Origin of the sequence: Shinella sp. WSC3-e (genome assembly GCF_945994535.1) — a bacterium.
Classification (GTDB): domain Bacteria; phylum Pseudomonadota; class Alphaproteobacteria; order Rhizobiales; family Rhizobiaceae; genus Shinella; species Shinella yambaruensis.
On sequence record NZ_OZ000530.1, the window covers coordinates 2,477,508 to 2,492,545 of the forward strand.

Consider the following 15,038-nt stretch of genomic DNA (forward strand, 5'->3'; position numbering starts at 1 on the left):
AGAGTCTCCCCAATGGAATCGGGAGACTTCGCCATGACCGACTTGGAACGCTTCATCGATCAGGGGACCGGCCGGGAGCCTGCCGACATCGTGCTGAAGGGCGGGCAGTTCTTCGATCTCGTGACAGGCGACCTCGTCGCCTCCGACATCGCCATCTCGGGCGATCGCATCGTCGGCACCTGCGGCGACTACGAGGGCCGCGAGGAGATCGACATTTCCGGCCGCATCGTCGTGCCCGGCTTCATCGACACGCATCTGCACATCGAATCCTCGCTCGTCACCCCGCACGAATTCGACCGCTGCGTGCTGCCCTATGGCGTGACGACAGCGATCTGCGACCCGCACGAGATCGCCAACGTGCTCGGCACGGAGGGCATCGCGTTCTTCCTCGACAGCGCGCTGGAGACGATCATGGACATCCGCGTGCAGCTGTCGAGCTGCGTGCCGGCGACGCATCTGGAAACATCGGGCGCGGACCTGCCGATCGAGCGCCTGCTGCCCTTCCGCGACCATCCCAAGGTGATCGGCCTTGCGGAATTCATGAACTTCCCCGGCGTCATCCACAAGGATCCCGTCTGTCTTGCCAAGCTGGAGGCCTTCCAGGGCGGCCATATCGACGGCCATGCACCGCTGCTCTCGGGCAAGGACCTCAACGGCTATCTTGCCGCCGGCATCCGCACCGAGCACGAATGCACCACCGCCGAGGAAGCGCTGGAGAAGATCCGCAAGGGCATGCACATCCTCGTGCGCGAAGGCTCCGTCTCCAAGGATCTCTTGGCGCTGCTGCCGATCATCACCGAGCGCCTTTCGCCCTTCATCGCGCTGTGCACGGACGACCGCAATCCGCTCGACATCGCCGAGCAGGGCCATCTCGACTACATGATCCGCACCGCCATCAGCCATGGGCGCGCACCGCTCGCCGTCTACCGTGCCGCCTCGATCTCGGCGGCCAGGGCCTTCGGACTGCGCGACCGCGGCCTTGTCGCGCCCGGCTGGCGCGCCGACCTCGTCATCGTCGACACGCTGGAGACCTGCAAGGCCGAGATGGTCTTCTCCGCCGGCCGCAGGGTGGGCGATGCGCTCTTTGCGACGCGCCGACCCGTCGCGCCGGTCGGGCTCGACAGCGTCAAGGCGCGCCCGGTCAACGCCGCCCACTTCGCCGTGCCCGTCACCGATGGCGAAACGCCGGTCATCGGCGTCCTGCCGGGCAAGATCATCACCGAGCACCGCCGCTACCGGCTGCCCACCAAGGGCAACCAGACGACCGTCGATCTCGCGCAGGACATCGTCAAGGTCGCCGTCATCGAGCGTCACGGTAGGAACGGCAACCATGCCAACGGCTTCGTGCAGGGCTTCGGGCTGAAGAAGGGCGCCATCGCCTCGACGGTCGGCCATGACAGCCACAACATCTGCGTCGTCGGCGTCGACGAGGACGACATGGCGCTCGCCGCCAACCGCCTCGGCGAGATCAAGGGCGGCTTCGTCGTGGTGGATGGCGGCAGGGTTACCGGCGAGATCGCGCTCCCCGTCGCCGGCCTGATGAGCCTCGAACCCTACGAGACCGTCCGCGACACGCTGCACCACCTGCGCCAGGCCGCCTTCGCGCTGGGCGCGACGCTGGAGGAACCCTTCCTCCAACTCGCCTTCCTGCCGCTGCCGGTGATCCCGCACCTGAAGATCTCCGACCGGGGGATGGTGGACGTGGACCGGTTCATGCTGATGGGGTGAGGTTTGCCTTTCCGCGTTCGGCTCCTTCGCATAGAATAGACATGAAAGGAGCGCGACATGACGAAACTGGAGCAGATTGAGAAAAGCGTGTCTGAACTCAGCCCAGAAGAGTTCGACCGGTTTTCCGCATGGTTTGAAGCGCTTCAGGCGGAGCGGTGGGATCGGGACCTTGCCGAAGACACCGCAAACGGCACTCTGGACGAGCTCGCCGAACTCGCTTTGGCTGAATTCCGCAACAATCGGACACGCCCGCTTTGAAGCATCATGCCACGGACACGTTCTGAACGTGTTACGCGGCGGTGCCTTCTCATATACGCGAACAGGCCGACAGGAATTTCGCCCTCCTGAAAGCTAACCCCGCACACCCATCCCTGCAGCTCAAACCCGTTGGCCGCTTTTGGTCGGCCCGGGTGGGCCTTTCCTGGCGCGCCCTCGCCGTCAGGGATGCGGAGACCGACACTCTCGTCTGGTTCTGGATCGGCTCACATGCCGACTACGACCGGCTCGTCGGACGAAAACGGTAGAACGCTCCCAGAGGGGGAAATACTGGCAGACCGTGCTTCCGCACGGTCAGGAATTGCCGGAAACCCCTACAGCCGCACGCAGGCCATATCCAGCCCGTCCAGCTCGATCGTTCCGTCCTTCAGCTTCGCCCCGAAGCCGGGCACCGACAGCGGTGCGCCGAGTTTCAGCGACTTGGCCGGCACGAATTCGGCCTTTTCATGCGTCAGGTTGAAGACGAAAAGCAGTTTCTCGCCGCCCTTCTCGCGGGTGAAGGCGAGGATGTCGTGGTTGGAGTGCAGGAAGGACATGTCGCCGTCGTGCAGCGTCTCGTGTTCCCTGCGGAAGGCGAGCGTGGCCCGGTAGTGGTTGAGCACCGAGCCGGCGATCTTCTCCTGCACGTCGACGGCAAGCCGGGCGTGGTCCTGCGGCACCGGCAGCCAGGGCTTGCCGGTGCTGAAGCCGGCATGGGCCTCGCCGTGCTGCCAGGGCATCGGCGTGCGGCATCCGTCGCGCCCCTTGAAGGCCGGCCAGAAGCGGATGCCGTAGGGATCGCGCAGGTCCTCGAAGGCGAGGTCGGCTTCGGTGAGGCCGAGTTCCTCGCCCTGGTAGAGGCAGATCGAGCCGCGCAGGGTCGACAAGAGGGTGATGGCGAGCTTGGCGATGCGCTCGCGCTCCTCCGGCGCGCGGATGAAGCGGCTGACATGGCGGTTGACGTCGTGGTTGGAAAAGGCCCAGCAGACCCAGCCGTCCGTCACCGCGCGCTGGAAGCTCTGCACGCATTTGCGCACATGGTCGGCGGTGAAGTCCGGCCCGAGAAGATCGAACGTGTAGCACATGTGCAGCTTGTCGCCGCCGCTCGTATAGTCGGCAACGGTCTTCAGCGAGCGGGCGCCGTCGCCCACCTCCCCCACCGTCGCGCGCCCCTCGTATTCGTCGAGCAGCGCGCGGAACCGCTTGAGGAAAGCGACGTTCTCCGGCTGCGTCTTGTCGTAGCGATGGGTCTGCATGCCGTAGGGATTGACGTCCGGCGCATCGAGGCCGACCGCCTCGGGATCGGGCTCGTGGGGCGGGTTGTCGCGCAACTTCCTGTCATGGAAGTAGAAGTTCACCGTGTCGAGGCGGAAGCCGTCCACGCCGCGATCGAGCCAGAAGCGCACGGTCTTCAAAAGCGCCTCCTGCACATCCGGATTGTGGAAATTGAGGTCGGGCTGCGAGATCAGGAAGTTGTGCATGTAATATTGCTTGCGCACGCCGTCCCATTCCCAGCCCGGCCCGCCGAAGATCGACAGCCAGTTGTTGGGCGCCGTGCCATCGGGCTTGGGATCGGCCCAGACATACCAGTCCGCCTTGGGGTTGCTCCGGTTGGAACGGCTCTCGACGAACCAGGGATGCTGGTCGGACGTGTGCGAGATGACCTGGTCGATGATGACCTTGAGGCCGAGGCGATGGGCCTCCGCCAGCATGGCGTCGAAATCGGCGAGCGTTCCGAACATCGGATCGACGTCGCAATAGTCCGAGACGTCGTAGCCCATGTCGGCCATCGGCGACTTGAAGAAGGGCGAGAGCCAGATGGCGTCGACGCCGAGCGAGGCGATGTGTCCGAGCCGCTTCGTGATGCCCCGCAGGTCTCCCATGCCGTCGCCGGTCGTGTCCTGGAACGAACGGGGATAGACCTGATAGATCACCGCCCCGCGCCACCAGTCATCAGCCTTCTTGCGGGGCTTCGCCATGCTTTTTTCGCTCCGGTTTTCGGTTGTCTCCGGCAAGATGTAACGCGGCCCCGGCGGAGCGTAAACGGCCCGGGCCGCGATTTTTCGAAGGTTGACGCGGGGCCGGTCGATCGGGATGATGCCGGCAAATTCCATAGAGAAGGTTGACCCCATGACCGATGCCGTCACCCTTTCCCCGCAGGAAGCGCGCGACCTTGCCCGAACGGCGCTGATGCGCGTCGGCATGGTGGAGGCCGCGGCGGCGGCCCTCGCCGAGGCGACCGTGGAGGCGGAACTGGCGGGCAAGCCGGCCGTCGGCTTCAGCCATCTGACGGACTATCTCAGAAGTCTCGTGGACGGCAGGATCGCCGGCAAGGCCGAACCGCTCATCACCTCACCCGTGCCGGCCATCCTGAAATGCGACGCGATGGGCGGCGTGGCGCAGCACGGCTTCTCGATTGCGCGCGAAGAGCTTGCGTCGAAGGCGAAGACCTTCGGCATCGCCGTCTTCACCGTTTGCAACAGTTACACGACCGGGGAACTCGGCTGGTATGCGGCAAATCTCGCGAGCGAAGGCCTCGTCGCCCTCGTCGCGACCAACAGCCATGCCGTGCTGGCCGGCGCCGGCAGCCGCCATCCGGTCTACGGCACCAATCCCCTCGCCTTCGCCGCGCCGCGCGATGACGGCGGGATCCTGCTGATCGACCAGTCGTCGAGCGCGACCGCACTGGTCAATATCCGCGCCGCCGCCGCACGCAGCGAGCCCATCCCGGACACCTGGGCGGTCGATCAGGATGGGCGGCCGACGACCGATCCCTTCGCCGCCATGCAGGGCGCGCTGACCGCCTTCGGCGGCAGCCGCGGCGCCAACATCGCCCTCATGGTCGAAGTCCTAGCCGCGGGCCTTACCGGCGGCAACTGGTCGCTCGACGCCGCCGATTTCCAGGCCGGCGACACCTCACCGGGTGTCGGGCTGTTCGTCCTGGCGCTCTCGCCGCAGCTCTTCGCCGACAATTTTCCAGTGCGGCTGGCGCGGCAGGCGGACAGGCTGTCGACAGACCACAACGTGCACGTTCCCGGCCTCGACCGGGTGAAACGTCAGCGCGAGGCCGAAAGCGCAGGCATCCGCTTGCCGCAGCAACTCTTTGACAGTATTTCCTCTTTCCGGCGGAACTAGCCGGGAGGACCTTGGAACATGACGGCACGATTGCTCACGATCGGTGAATGCATGGTGGAACTGATGCAGGCCGAGGGCGGCCTCCTGCGCAAGAGCTTTGCCGGCGACACGTTCAACACCGCCTATTATGCCCGCCAGTACCTGCCCGACGACTGGAACGTCGACTATTTCTCGGCCGTCGGCACCGACATGATCTCCGACGAGATGCTTGCCTTCATGGATGGCCACGGCATCGGCACCGGATATGTCGCGCGCATCGAGGGCCGCTCGCCGGGCCTTTACATGATCCACCTGAAGGACGGCGAGCGCAGCTTCTCCTACTGGCGCTCCGTTTCGGCGGCAAAGCTGCTGGCACGCGACGGCGACCGGCTGCGCGCGGCCATCGACGCGTCCGACATCGTGGCCTTTTCCGGCATCACGCTGGCGATCCTGCCGGCCGAGGATGTCGAGACGCTGCTCGCCGAGCTGCGCCGCGCCAAGGCCGCGGGAAAACGCGTCGTCTTCGACCCCAACATCCGCCCGCGTCTTTGGGACGATGCCGAGCGCATGCGCGCGACGATCACCGCGGGCGCGCGCGCCGCGACGCTGGTCATGCCGAGCCTCGACGACGAGACGACGCATTTCGGCGATGCCGGGCTGGAGGAAACCATTGCCCGCTACCGCGCGCTCGGCGTCGACGGGCTTGTCGTGAAGGACGGCGCCGAAGGCGCGACCCTCGTCTTCGGCGAGAAACGCAGCCATGCGCCGTCCGCCAGGGTGGAGAAGATCGTCGACACGACCAGCGCCGGTGACAGCTTCAACGGCGCCTTCCTCGCCCGCCTCGCGACAGGCGCCGCACCGGAAGAGGCCGCCCGCTTCGCCGCCGATGTCGCGGCCGCGGTCATCCAGCATCACGGCGCGCTGGTGGCGAAGGACAAGCTGCCGGAGGGCTGAGGTCACCCGGGCAACGACTCCGGCCCCTCATCCGGCCTGCCGGCCACCTTCTCCCCGTAAACGGGGCGAAGGGGATATGCCGCGCCGGTTTCCCCAACTAATACCCGTTCGCGGGGCAAGTCCCCTCTCCCCGCTTGCGGGGAGAGGGTTAGGGTGAGGGGCAAACGCCATATCCGCCGAAAGGCAAAAGGGCGCTCAGCGCTTCTTCTTCGCCTTGTTCGCGAACGGATTGTCCGATGCGCGGAAGTGGATGCGGATCGGCACGCCCGGCAGGTTGAAGTCGTTGCGCAGGCCGTTCGTCAGGTAGCGGATGTAGGATTCGGGCAGCGCATCGGGGCGCGTGCAGGAGATCATGAAGCCCGGCGGACGGGCCTTCACCTGCGTCATGTATTTCAGCTTCAGGCGGCGGCCGGAAACGGCCGGCGGCGGATGCTGCGTCTGCTGCGCATCCAGCCAGCGGTTCAGCTTGGCGGTGGAAATGCGGCGGTTCCAGGTGCGGTCCGTGTCGATGACGGCCTGCATCAGCTTGTCGAGGCCGCGGCCCGTCTGGCCGGAAACCGGCACGGCGCGGATGCCGCGCGCCTGCGGCAGGAGGCGATCGGTCTTTTCGCGCAGATCCGCAAGAACGGCCTGCGGGTCGTCGATCAGGTCCCACTTGTTGAAGGCGAGCACGGCGGCGCGGCCCTCGCGCAGCACGAGGTCGACGATCTGGAGGTCCTGCTTCTCGAAGGGGATGGTCGAATCGAAAACGATGACGACCGTCTCGGCAAAGCGGATGGCACGCAGGCCGTCGGCGACGGAGAGCTTTTCCAGCTTCTCCTGCACCTTGGCCTTGCGGCGCATGCCGGCCGTATCGAACATCTTGATCGTGCGGCCCTTCCAGTCCCATTCGACGGAGATCGAATCGCGCGTGATGCCGGCCTCCGGGCCGGTCAGGAGCCGGTCCTCGCCGAGGAAGCGGTTGATCAGCGTGGACTTGCCGGCATTCGGGCGGCCGACGATGGCGACGCGCAACGGCTTCGTCTCGTCATATTCCGGCTCGAAATCCTCGTCCTCTCCGGCGCCCTCGGCAGCCGCCTCGGCGCGCACGTCGACATCGGTGACGGCCTCGTCGTCCTCGGGAAAGGCACGGTCCTCGCCGATCGCCGCGACGATGGCGTCGCGCAGGTCCAGCATGCCCTGGCCGTGCTCGGCGGAAATCGGCGTCGGCTCGCCAAGGCCGAGCGTGAAGGCATCGTAGAAACCGCCGTCGGAGCCGCGGGCCTCCGACTTGTTGGCGACGAGCACCACCGGCTTGCCCTTGCGGCGCAGCATGTCGGCAAGCGCCTGGTCGACCGGCGTCAGGCCCATCTTGGCATCGACGACGAAGAGCGAGAGGTCCGCCTCGTCGATCGCCGCCTCCGTCTGGGCGCGCATGCGGCCCAGCAGGGTATCGGGCGCGGCCTCCTCGAGGCCGGCCGTGTCGATGATGCGGAATTTCAGGTCGACGAGCCGCGCATCGCCGGGGCGGCGGTCGCGGGTGACACCGGGCGTATCGTCGACAAGCGCGAGCTTCTTGCCCACGAGCCTGTTGAACAGGGTGGACTTGCCGACATTGGGGCGTCCGACAATGGCGACGGTGAAGCTCATGGATGTGTTCCGTTTCGGTGGCCGGCTAAAGCAATTCCGGTAAAAGGGCGAAGCGGTCTTTCATCCGGAACTGCGTCAAAAATGATACGAGATCAGGAGGACAGCTTGCCGCTTGCGGCGATCAGGTCAAGCAGCATCTGCGCCCGGTTGGCGACGTTGCGCGGGCTCTCGTTGTCGGAAAGGATCGCGTCGAACCATTCCTTGGCGCGCGCATAATCCTCGTGCTTGTAGGCGGAGAGACCGAGAACCTCGCGCGCGGAATGGCGCAGCGCGCTTTGCGGCGTCGCAAGCTGCTCGGCTTCGGCGGAAACCTGGTCGTAGGTGCCGGTGTCGACGAGCAGATAGGCGGCGCGCAGGCGCGCGGCATCGCGCAGCGCCTGTGGCACGGAACCATCCTTGGCGATCGCCGTGAAGGCATTGACGGCGCCCTGCGCGTCCGTCGTCGCCAGCAGCGAGGCAGAGCGCATGCGCGCCAGCACCGGATAGGAGCCGAAGCCGTCCTTCTCCAGCGCGGTCAGCGCGGCGAGCGCCTCCTCATTCTTGCCCTCGCGGGCAAGCGTCAGGGCGGCCAGGAAACTGTCGCCGGCGGCCGAGGCCTCGCTGTCGCGCCAGTAGTCGTAGCTCACCTTGCCGATCGTGCCGAGGACGACCAGGACGGCGGCGCCGATGAAGATGCGACCGAAACGTTTCCAGACCAGACGCATCTGGTCGGAGCGCAGTTCCTCGTTCACCTCGCGGATAAAGCTGTCGTCCTGATTTGCCATGTTCTGCCCGGCTCGAATTCACGCTTAAAGTTAGCGCCTTCTACCCCATTTTGGCGGCGTTGTAAGGGGGCAGGCGCGAAAAGCCGGGGATCAGGCGATGATCACGGCAGGGGTGGAACACCGATCACCCATTCGTGAAGCTTGAGGACGATCGCCGCATAGAGCGCAAGGCCGACGACGACGGAAATCAGATCGTATTTCGCCGAAACGAAGACCGGCAGCCTCGTCTCCCCGGCCGCGATGCGCTTCTTCAGCGTGATGCGCAGGATGACCGCCCAGGCGAGGATCGTCACGAAGAGCAGCACCGAATAGCTCTCGCCATTCGCCAGGAGATGGGCCAGCGCCCAGATCTTGATGGCGACGAGCAGCGGGAACTTCAGCTTCGTGCGGATATGCCCGGCCGGCAGAAAGCCGGCGACGAGACAGATCGAGGCGATCAGCATCAGCGTCAGCGCGATATGCGACAGGAAGGTCGGCGGGAAATAGAGCATCTCGCCGCCATTCTCGCGCGCATCGACGAAACCGTAGGCGATGAGCGCGAGGCTGAGCAGCGAGACGATGCCATGCAGCGCCATCCAGCCCGGCTTGCCGAGAGCGGCGATGCCCGCATTGCGCAGGCCCGGCGCGAAGGGGCGCAGAAGATGGGTGACGATGAAAAGAACAAGACCGGCGATGAGCAACGTCATGAAAATGCCCCTTGAAGAAAAGACGGCCCGCGGCCGTTTCCTCTGGAATAGCCCTCGCACGGCGACAATTCCAGCCCGATCAAAGGATTGCCGCATTCGCGAACCATGAAAACCCCTTTGCAAATTGTCGCGGGTAGCCATGTCGTCTTCAGTCTCGTTCCGGATCGTCCTCCTTCCCCTCGCCGCCGCGCTCGCCGCCGGCCCGGCCCTTGCCAAGGACGACACGATCGAGACCGCTAAGCGCAAGCAGCTCGTCATCGTCTCCTTCGACGGGGCACACGACAACCTCCTGTGGGAGAAGAGCCGCGCCATGGCGAAACGCACCGGCGCGCATTTCACCTATTTCCTCTCCTGCACCTTCCTCTTCCCCAAGGACGAGCGCGCCCGATACCAGGCGCCGCACGAAAAGCGAGGACGCTCCAATGTCGGCTTCTCCCCGGACCGGGAGGACACGATCCTGCGCCTCGGCGAGATCTGGCTGGCAAAGCTCGAGGGCCACGATATCGGCAGCCACGCCTGCGGCCATTTCGACGGGGGCAAATGGAGCGCGGAGGACTGGAAGGGCGAGTTCACCTTCTTCCACGAGACGCTGAAGAACGCCTGGCAGAATGCCGGCGTCGGCGAGCGGGAGCCGGCGGACTGGCAGCGCTTCGTCAAGGAGGATATCAAGGGGTTCCGCGCGCCCTATCTTTCCGCCGGCAGCGGGCTGATCAAGGCGCTGGAGGCACACGGCTTCACCTATGATGCCAGCCTCGTCTCGAAGGGACCCGCCATGCCGGTCGCAAGCGGCGAGATCGCCCGCTTCGCCCTGCCCCTCGTGCCGGAAGGCGCCGCCCGGCGCCCGGTCATCGCCATGGACTACAACCTCTATGTCCGCCATTCCAAGGGCAAGGAGGTGCCGGAAAAGAGCGCCGCCTTCGAGGAAAGCACGCTTCAGGCCTATCGCGACGCCTTCACGAAGCAATATGACGGCGAGCGCATCCCCCTCCAGCTCGGCTTCCATTTCGTGGAGATGAACGCCGGCGCCTACTGGCGCGCGCTCGACCGCTTCCTGACGGAGACCTGCGGCAAACAGGACGTCGCCTGCGTCAGCTATGCCGAGGCGATGGACATTCTCGCGAAAGAAAAGAAGGCGGCCGGAGCCGCCCTCTGACGGCCAAGCCTACCGCGCCAGTTCCTCGTTGCCACCGGCCGCGATGAACTGCTGGTCGATGCTCGGCAGCTCCTGCCCATCGATCGCCGCTTCGAAAGCCTTGAGGCGCTTGTGGATCGACTGCAGCTCGATGATCGTCGACCACGAGTTCACAAGATACTGGAACGAGCTGGAGACCTGGCCGAAGGCCGTCAGGATCTGCTGCAGGATGCCGTAGGTGATCTTGCCGGTGACGATGGTCGGCACGAGGATGAAGTAGACGAAGAGGTTGTCGGCCTGCAGATAGAACATGCGGGCGACGTTGAAATAGAGATAGTGGAAATAGAGCCGGAAATAGTTCATCCGGACGTTGTCGAACAGCTCGCGCACCGTCGGGGGCTGGGCCTTGGTCTCGTCGTCCTCGCCATAGACCAGCTCCTTGCGGTAGGCGGCCTCGACACGCTGGTTGCGGAATTCCAACCCCGGCAGCTTGATCCCCACGAAGGCGAGCAGGAAGGTGCCAAAAGCCGACCAGAGGATCGCCGCCCAGAACAGCGCATGCGGCACTTCGCCGATGACCGGCAGCGGGCCGATATGCACGGAGAGGGCGAAGAGCACCGGCAGGAACGCGATCAGCGTCATCACCGCGTCGATCAGGCTGACGCCGAGGCCTTCGGTGATCGTCGCGAAGCGCATCGTGTCTTCCTGCACGCGCTGCGAGGCGCCCTCGATATGCCGCACGCGCGGCCAGAGCGACATGTAGTAGTTGTTCATCGCCGTGCGCCAGCGGAAGACATAGTGGCTGACGAAGAAGCGCGTGATGACGTAGACGAAGACGCTGATGAAGGCGATCTGGCAGAAGATCAGCATCAGGTCGAAGAAGTTCTGCGTGGTGACACCGCCCGTGCCCTGCAGCGCGTTCTGCAGGGTATCGCCGAAGGGGCGGCGCCAGTTGTTGATGGCGAGCGAGACCTGCACGCTGAAATAGGTCGAGAAGATGATGAAGGCCGAACCCCATATCGACCAGTTGGTCCAGGGGTGATCCTTCGCCCGGATCTGCCAGAACAGGCCGAAGAGGCCGGTGCAGATCAGGAAATAGAGATAGAACCAGATGTTGTCCGGCGTCACGAAGTAACCGAGGCCGACCGGCGGCTCCGTGCCGGCCGGCAGCGGCGGCAGGCCGATCAGCGCACCGAAATTGGCGCCGACCGTGTACCAGGCCGCGATCGAAAGCAGCGTCCAGACAACAAGGGAGGAAAAGAACAGCTTCGGCTGCGGGAAGAAGGAGTGGAACAAGGTGCGAAACTCTCGTTTGCATGGGGCAGCAATGCCGCCGGTTCGCGCAGAACCTAGAGGAGTTTACGCATCGCAACAATCGCCAAGCGCCCGGATTACCGAGATTTAATGGAAGGCGCGCCGCCAAGAACGGTGATGTTCAACGCGAATGTCCCTTTACGCCGGCCCGGACAACGGGGCACCGTTGTAACACCCCGAGCCGCGATGGTCCGTTGAACGACAAGGCTGGTAAAGACGGTTCCTGTTCCCGGTTCAGCCCGGCAGCGTCACCACGAGCGGCCCGTTGCGGGTGGCGACGACCGTGTGCTCGAACTGCACCGTCGGCGCGCTCGGCTCGCTGTAGAGCGTCCACTCGTCGTTGCTGCCGCCTTCCGCCCAGTTGGCGCCGAGCGAGAGGAACGGCTCGACGGTGAAGACGAGGCCTTCCGTCATGCGGCGCTTTTCCTGCGGATCCGGCCAGGTGGCGATTTCCGTCGGCTCCTCGTGCAGCGAGCGGCCGACGCCGTGGCTGGCGAGGTTGGCGATCAGCGTATATCGGTTCTTGCGGGCGAATTCGCCGATGGCATTGCCGACCTCGGCGAGCGGCCTGCCGGCCCGCACCGATTTCAGCCCGACCCAGAGCGCGCGCTTGCCGTCGCGGCACAGGCGCTCGACGGCCGGCGTCGACCGCCCGACCGTGAACGAGGCGCCGGTATCGGCGAAATAGCCGTCGAGCTCGGCGGAGACATCGATATTGACGAGGTCGCCGTCGCGGATCACCCGCTCGCCCGGAATGCCGTGCGCCACCTCTTCGTTGACGCTGATGCAGGTCGCGCCCGGAAAGGCATAACAGCTTTCCGGCGCCGAGCGCGCCCCTGCCGCCTCCAGCATGCGCCGGCCGATCAGGTCGAGCTCGGCGGTCGTCATGCCCGGCCGGATGGCGGTCGACATGTGTTGCAGCACATTGGCGCAAATCCGGCCGATGGCCTTCAGGCCGTTGAGGTCTTCATCGTTTTCCAGGGTCATCGCGTCTCTCTTTCGCGGGCCTCTTACCATGCCCGCGCGCCCTTGTCAGGCGGAAGCGGCCACGTCGCCCTTCGCGTCGTCCGCCAGCATCTCGCGCACCAGCGGGGCGACCTTCGTGCCGTAGAGCTCGATGCCGCGCAGCACCGCCCCGTGCGGCATCGGGCCGATCGCCATCTGCAGCAGGAAGCGGTCGTTGCGGAAGATCCGGTGGTGGGCGACGATCTTCTTCGCCACCGTTTCCGGATCGCCGAGGAAGAGATGGCCGGTCGGCCCGATCGACTGGTCGAACTGCACCCGGCTCGTCGGCCCCCAGCCGCGCTCGCGGCCGATGCGGTTCATCACCTCGGCCTGCGGGCCGTAGAAGGTGTCGGCCGCGGCCGCGGTGGTGTCGGCGATGAAACCGTGCACGTTGATGCTCGTCTTCAGCCCGCCCGCATCCTGCCCGGCGCGGCGCGCGGCCTCGCGGTAGAGATCGAAGAGTGGCGCATAGCGCGACGGCGTGCCGCCGATGATGGCAAGCGCCAGCGGCAGCCCGTAGGCCCCCGCCCGCGCCACCGATTGCGGCGTGCCCCCGACGGCGATCCAGATCGGAAGGCGGCCATGCGCGGGGCGCGGATAGACGCCGAGCCCCGGCAGCGGCGGGCGCATCGTGCCGTTCCACGACACGGTCTCGCTCTCGTTGAGCGCCAGCAGCAGGTCCAGCTTCTCCTCGAAGAGCCGGTCGTAATCATCGAGCGCATAGCCGAAGAGCGGGAAGGATTCGATGAAGGAGCCGCGCCCGGCCATGATCTCCGCCCGGCCGCCGGAAAGAAGGGCGACCGTCGAGAACTGCTGGAAGACGCGCACCGGGTCGTCCGAGGAAAGCACCGTCACCGCGCTCGTCAGCCGGATGGTCCTGGTCCGCGCGGCGGCGGCGGCCAGCACGACAGCCGGCGCCGAGGCGGCATAGTCCGCCCGGTGATGCTCGCCGAGCCCGAAGACATCGAGCCCGACCTGGTCGGCAAGCGCGATCTCCTCCAGAAGGTCCTTCAGCCGCCGCTCCCCTTCCCGCCCCTTGTCGGCGGCGTTGGGATCGACGTCGGCAAATGTATAGAGGCCAAGTTCCATGGGATATTCCAGGCAAGAGGGATTTACCCAGAGATATGGCCGGCGCAGGCGGGTTGAAAGGGCCGTTCGGGAAACAGTGTGTTCACCCGGCGAGCCAGGGGTTCAGCAAGCGGATATCCATGTCCGCGAAATCCGCCACATTGCGCGTAACGAGAATCATGTTGTGAACGTGAGCCGTCGCGCCGATCAAGCCATCCCGCTCCGGCCGCCGATCGGGAACCGACAGTTCCGCGCAGCGCAGCGCCACGGCAAGATCGACCGGAAGGACACGCCCGGCGAAGAACGGCAGCACCACCTCGTCCAGCCAGCGGCGGAGAGCCAGTCCTTGCGGCTCGTCCCGGCGTTCCATCTGGCGCACGCCGATCTCCAGTTCGAGCATCGACATTGCCGAGATATGGCAGAGCGGCGGCGGCACAGATTGCGACCAGCGCAAGACATGGGCATCGACACGGCCGGACGAGGTTTTCCGCAGTTCGGACACGACATTCGTGTCGAGCAGATACATCAGCCGAGATCCGCCGGCTTCACGCCGATATCGGAGAGCTTCGGTGGATCGAACTCAACGTCCTCGCCGGACGGCATGGCCAGCAGGTCGGCAAGCGTCTTCTCGCCGCTGATCAACCGCCTGTAATCCTCGATGGAGAGCAGGACGTGGCCCGGCCGGCCACGATCCGTGATGAAGACGGGGCCATTTTCAGCGGCCCTCTTGGCCTTGCCCGTATCCTGATTGAATTCCCGGCTGGACATGACCGCCATGGCGCCCTCCATATGTAGCAACATTACTACACATGGAGGGCGATGCAAAGCGTCTTCATCAGAGCCGCGAAGCCACTGCTTCCAGCTGCGTCGCCACCTGGCCCCAGCCCTCGTGGAAACCCATCTTCTCGTGCATCTCGCAGTCCTCGACGGTCCAGTGGCGGGCGATGGCGGTGTAGCGGGTCTTGCCGTCGCCGAGGTCGTCGAAGAGAATCTCGGCGCTGAAGAAGGCCTTTTCGGTGGGCTTCCAGTCGGGGCCGAAGGCATCGGTCGTGATGATGCGCCTGTCCTTCTCCACCTTCAGGAAGATGCCGGTGTTGTCCATGTGGAAACCGTCCGGGCCGGTCATGACCGTGCGGAACTTGCCGCCGTCGCGCGGCTCGATCTCGATGACCGGCGTCTCGTAGGGTTTCGGCGCGAACCATTCCTTCATCAGCTCCGGCGTCGTCCAGGCCTTGAAGAGCTGGGCGGGCGTTGCGTTCAGCACGCGGGTCAGCACCAGTTCGCGGTTGTTGGCGGGCTTGATCTCGGCGTCGGTCATGTCTGGCTCCTCGTTGAATATGTTCGGCGGTTCATCGCAAGGACGCCCGGCGGACGGCCAGTCCGACACCG

Annotated in this window: 16 protein-coding genes; 6 read left to right on the forward strand and 10 right to left on the reverse strand. The window is 65.4% G+C overall.

Going from position 1 to position 15,038, the window contains the following annotated elements; genetic code table 11:
• The first annotated feature begins 33 nt into the window (after positions 1–33).
• From ade to AABF56_RS12250, 3 genes are read left to right on the forward strand one after another with little or no spacing between them, the layout of a single operon-like run.
• The gene (ade, locus tag AABF56_RS12240; RefSeq protein WP_272806117.1) at positions 34–1,728 is read left to right on the forward strand and encodes an adenine deaminase; all 1,695 of its coding nucleotides are present in this window, start codon (positions 34–36) and stop codon (positions 1,726–1,728) included.
• A gap of 57 nt (positions 1,729–1,785) precedes the next feature.
• Entirely contained in the window at positions 1,786–1,986 is a 201-nt protein-coding gene (locus AABF56_RS12245) for a hypothetical protein (RefSeq protein WP_244767084.1), read from the forward strand.
• Positions 1,987–2,027: 41 nt separating this feature from the next.
• The gene (locus AABF56_RS12250) at positions 2,028–2,252 is read left to right on the forward strand and encodes a ParE family toxin-like protein (protein ID WP_272806118.1); all 225 of its coding nucleotides are present in this window, start codon (positions 2,028–2,030) and stop codon (positions 2,250–2,252) included.
• Positions 2,253–2,318: 66 nt separating this feature from the next.
• Here the strand turns inward: AABF56_RS12250 and bglA are convergent, their stop codons facing one another.
• Positions 2,319–3,962, reverse strand: coding sequence for a beta-galactosidase BglA (gene bglA / locus AABF56_RS12255; RefSeq protein ID WP_272806119.1), 1,644 nt, complete (start codon positions 3,960–3,962; stop codon positions 2,319–2,321).
• Positions 3,963–4,113: 151 nt separating this feature from the next.
• Here bglA and AABF56_RS12260 point away from each other — a divergent pair, with 151 nt between their 5' ends.
• Both AABF56_RS12260 and AABF56_RS12265 read left to right on the forward strand, forming a co-directional pair.
• Positions 4,114–5,118: an Ldh family oxidoreductase gene (locus tag AABF56_RS12260; protein ID WP_272806120.1), complete on the forward strand. Its 1,005-nt coding sequence runs from the start codon at positions 4,114–4,116 to the stop codon at positions 5,116–5,118.
• Between the two features lie 18 nt (positions 5,119–5,136).
• Positions 5,137–6,051, forward strand: a complete 915-nt coding sequence (locus tag AABF56_RS12265) for a sugar kinase (protein ID WP_272806121.1) — start codon at positions 5,137–5,139, stop codon at positions 6,049–6,051.
• 195 nt (positions 6,052–6,246) lie between these two features.
• On the opposite strand, the gene der is transcribed toward AABF56_RS12265, so the two are convergent.
• The 3 genes from der to AABF56_RS12280 all read right to left on the reverse strand — a co-directional run bounded on the left by der (position 6,247) and on the right by AABF56_RS12280 (position 9,130).
• Positions 6,247–7,680 carry a ribosome biogenesis GTPase Der gene (gene der, locus AABF56_RS12270; protein ID WP_272806122.1) on the reverse strand — a complete coding sequence of 478 codons (1,434 nt, stop codon included), beginning with the start codon at positions 7,678–7,680 and terminating at the stop codon, positions 6,247–6,249.
• Between the two features lie 92 nt (positions 7,681–7,772).
• Positions 7,773–8,444, reverse strand: coding sequence for a tetratricopeptide repeat protein (locus AABF56_RS12275; RefSeq protein ID WP_272806123.1), 672 nt, complete (start codon positions 8,442–8,444; stop codon positions 7,773–7,775).
• A 101-nt stretch (positions 8,445–8,545) separates the two neighbouring features.
• Positions 8,546–9,130, reverse strand: coding sequence for an NnrU family protein (locus tag AABF56_RS12280; protein WP_272806124.1), 585 nt, complete (start codon positions 9,128–9,130; stop codon positions 8,546–8,548).
• Between the two features lie 139 nt (positions 9,131–9,269).
• Between AABF56_RS12280 and AABF56_RS12285 the strand changes: the two genes are divergently transcribed.
• Positions 9,270–10,283: a polysaccharide deacetylase gene (locus AABF56_RS12285; protein ID WP_443021103.1), complete on the forward strand. Its 1,014-nt coding sequence runs from the start codon at positions 9,270–9,272 to the stop codon at positions 10,281–10,283.
• 9 nt (positions 10,284–10,292) lie between these two features.
• On the opposite strand, the gene sbmA is transcribed toward AABF56_RS12285, so the two are convergent.
• The 6 genes from sbmA to AABF56_RS12315 form a co-directional block, all read right to left on the reverse strand.
• On the reverse strand, positions 10,293–11,558 hold the full coding sequence (gene sbmA, locus AABF56_RS12290) for a peptide antibiotic transporter SbmA (RefSeq protein ID WP_244767092.1): 1,266 nt from the start codon (positions 11,556–11,558) through the stop codon (positions 10,293–10,295).
• 252 nt (positions 11,559–11,810) lie between these two features.
• Positions 11,811–12,563 carry a type I methionyl aminopeptidase gene (gene map / locus AABF56_RS12295; RefSeq protein WP_064330835.1) on the reverse strand — a complete coding sequence of 251 codons (753 nt, stop codon included), beginning with the start codon at positions 12,561–12,563 and terminating at the stop codon, positions 11,811–11,813.
• Between the two features lie 45 nt (positions 12,564–12,608).
• Complete coding sequence (locus AABF56_RS12300) at positions 12,609–13,670, reverse strand: LLM class flavin-dependent oxidoreductase (RefSeq protein WP_272806125.1); 1,062 nt, start codon at positions 13,668–13,670, stop codon at positions 12,609–12,611.
• An 82-nt stretch (positions 13,671–13,752) separates the two neighbouring features.
• On the reverse strand, positions 13,753–14,175 hold the full coding sequence (locus tag AABF56_RS12305; RefSeq protein ID WP_317633297.1) for a type II toxin-antitoxin system VapC family toxin: 423 nt from the start codon (positions 14,173–14,175) through the stop codon (positions 13,753–13,755).
• On the reverse strand, positions 14,175–14,426 hold the full coding sequence (locus tag AABF56_RS12310) for a type II toxin-antitoxin system Phd/YefM family antitoxin (RefSeq protein ID WP_272806126.1): 252 nt from the start codon (positions 14,424–14,426) through the stop codon (positions 14,175–14,177). The genes AABF56_RS12305 and AABF56_RS12310 overlap by 1 nt, the downstream gene beginning before the upstream one ends.
• Positions 14,427–14,484: 58 nt before the next feature.
• Positions 14,485–14,967, reverse strand: coding sequence for an SRPBCC family protein (locus tag AABF56_RS12315; protein WP_272806127.1), 483 nt, complete (start codon positions 14,965–14,967; stop codon positions 14,485–14,487).
• Positions 14,968–15,038: the final 71 nt, after the last annotated feature.

Bases quoted from the DNA above. Each gene is read 5' to 3' on its own strand.
- AABF56_RS12300 (WP_272806125.1), bottom strand. From the start codon at position 13,670: ATGGAACTTGGCCTCTATACATTTGCCGACGTCGATCCCAACGCCGCC.
- AABF56_RS12280 (WP_272806124.1), bottom strand. From the start codon at position 9,130: ATGACGTTGCTCATCGCCGGTCTTGTTCTTTTCATCGTCACCCATCTT.
- der (WP_272806122.1), bottom strand. From the start codon at position 7,680: ATGAGCTTCACCGTCGCCATTGTCGGACGCCCCAATGTCGGCAAGTCC.
- AABF56_RS12310 (WP_272806126.1), bottom strand. From the start codon at position 14,426: ATGGCGGTCATGTCCAGCCGGGAATTCAATCAGGATACGGGCAAGGCC.
- AABF56_RS12285 (WP_443021103.1), top strand. From the start codon at position 9,270: ATGTCGTCTTCAGTCTCGTTCCGGATCGTCCTCCTTCCCCTCGCCGCC.
- AABF56_RS12265 (WP_272806121.1), top strand. From the start codon at position 5,137: ATGACGGCACGATTGCTCACGATCGGTGAATGCATGGTGGAACTGATG.
- bglA (WP_272806119.1), bottom strand. From the start codon at position 3,962: ATGGCGAAGCCCCGCAAGAAGGCTGATGACTGGTGGCGCGGGGCGGTG.
- AABF56_RS12260 (WP_272806120.1), top strand. From the start codon at position 4,114: ATGACCGATGCCGTCACCCTTTCCCCGCAGGAAGCGCGCGACCTTGCC.
- AABF56_RS12245 (WP_244767084.1), top strand. From the start codon at position 1,786: ATGACGAAACTGGAGCAGATTGAGAAAAGCGTGTCTGAACTCAGCCCA.
- AABF56_RS12275 (WP_272806123.1), bottom strand. From the start codon at position 8,444: ATGGCAAATCAGGACGACAGCTTTATCCGCGAGGTGAACGAGGAACTG.
- ade (WP_272806117.1), top strand. From the start codon at position 34: ATGACCGACTTGGAACGCTTCATCGATCAGGGGACCGGCCGGGAGCCT.
- AABF56_RS12305 (WP_317633297.1), bottom strand. From the start codon at position 14,175: ATGTATCTGCTCGACACGAATGTCGTGTCCGAACTGCGGAAAACCTCG.
- map (WP_064330835.1), bottom strand. From the start codon at position 12,563: ATGACCCTGGAAAACGATGAAGACCTCAACGGCCTGAAGGCCATCGGC.
- AABF56_RS12315 (WP_272806127.1), bottom strand. From the start codon at position 14,967: ATGACCGACGCCGAGATCAAGCCCGCCAACAACCGCGAACTGGTGCTG.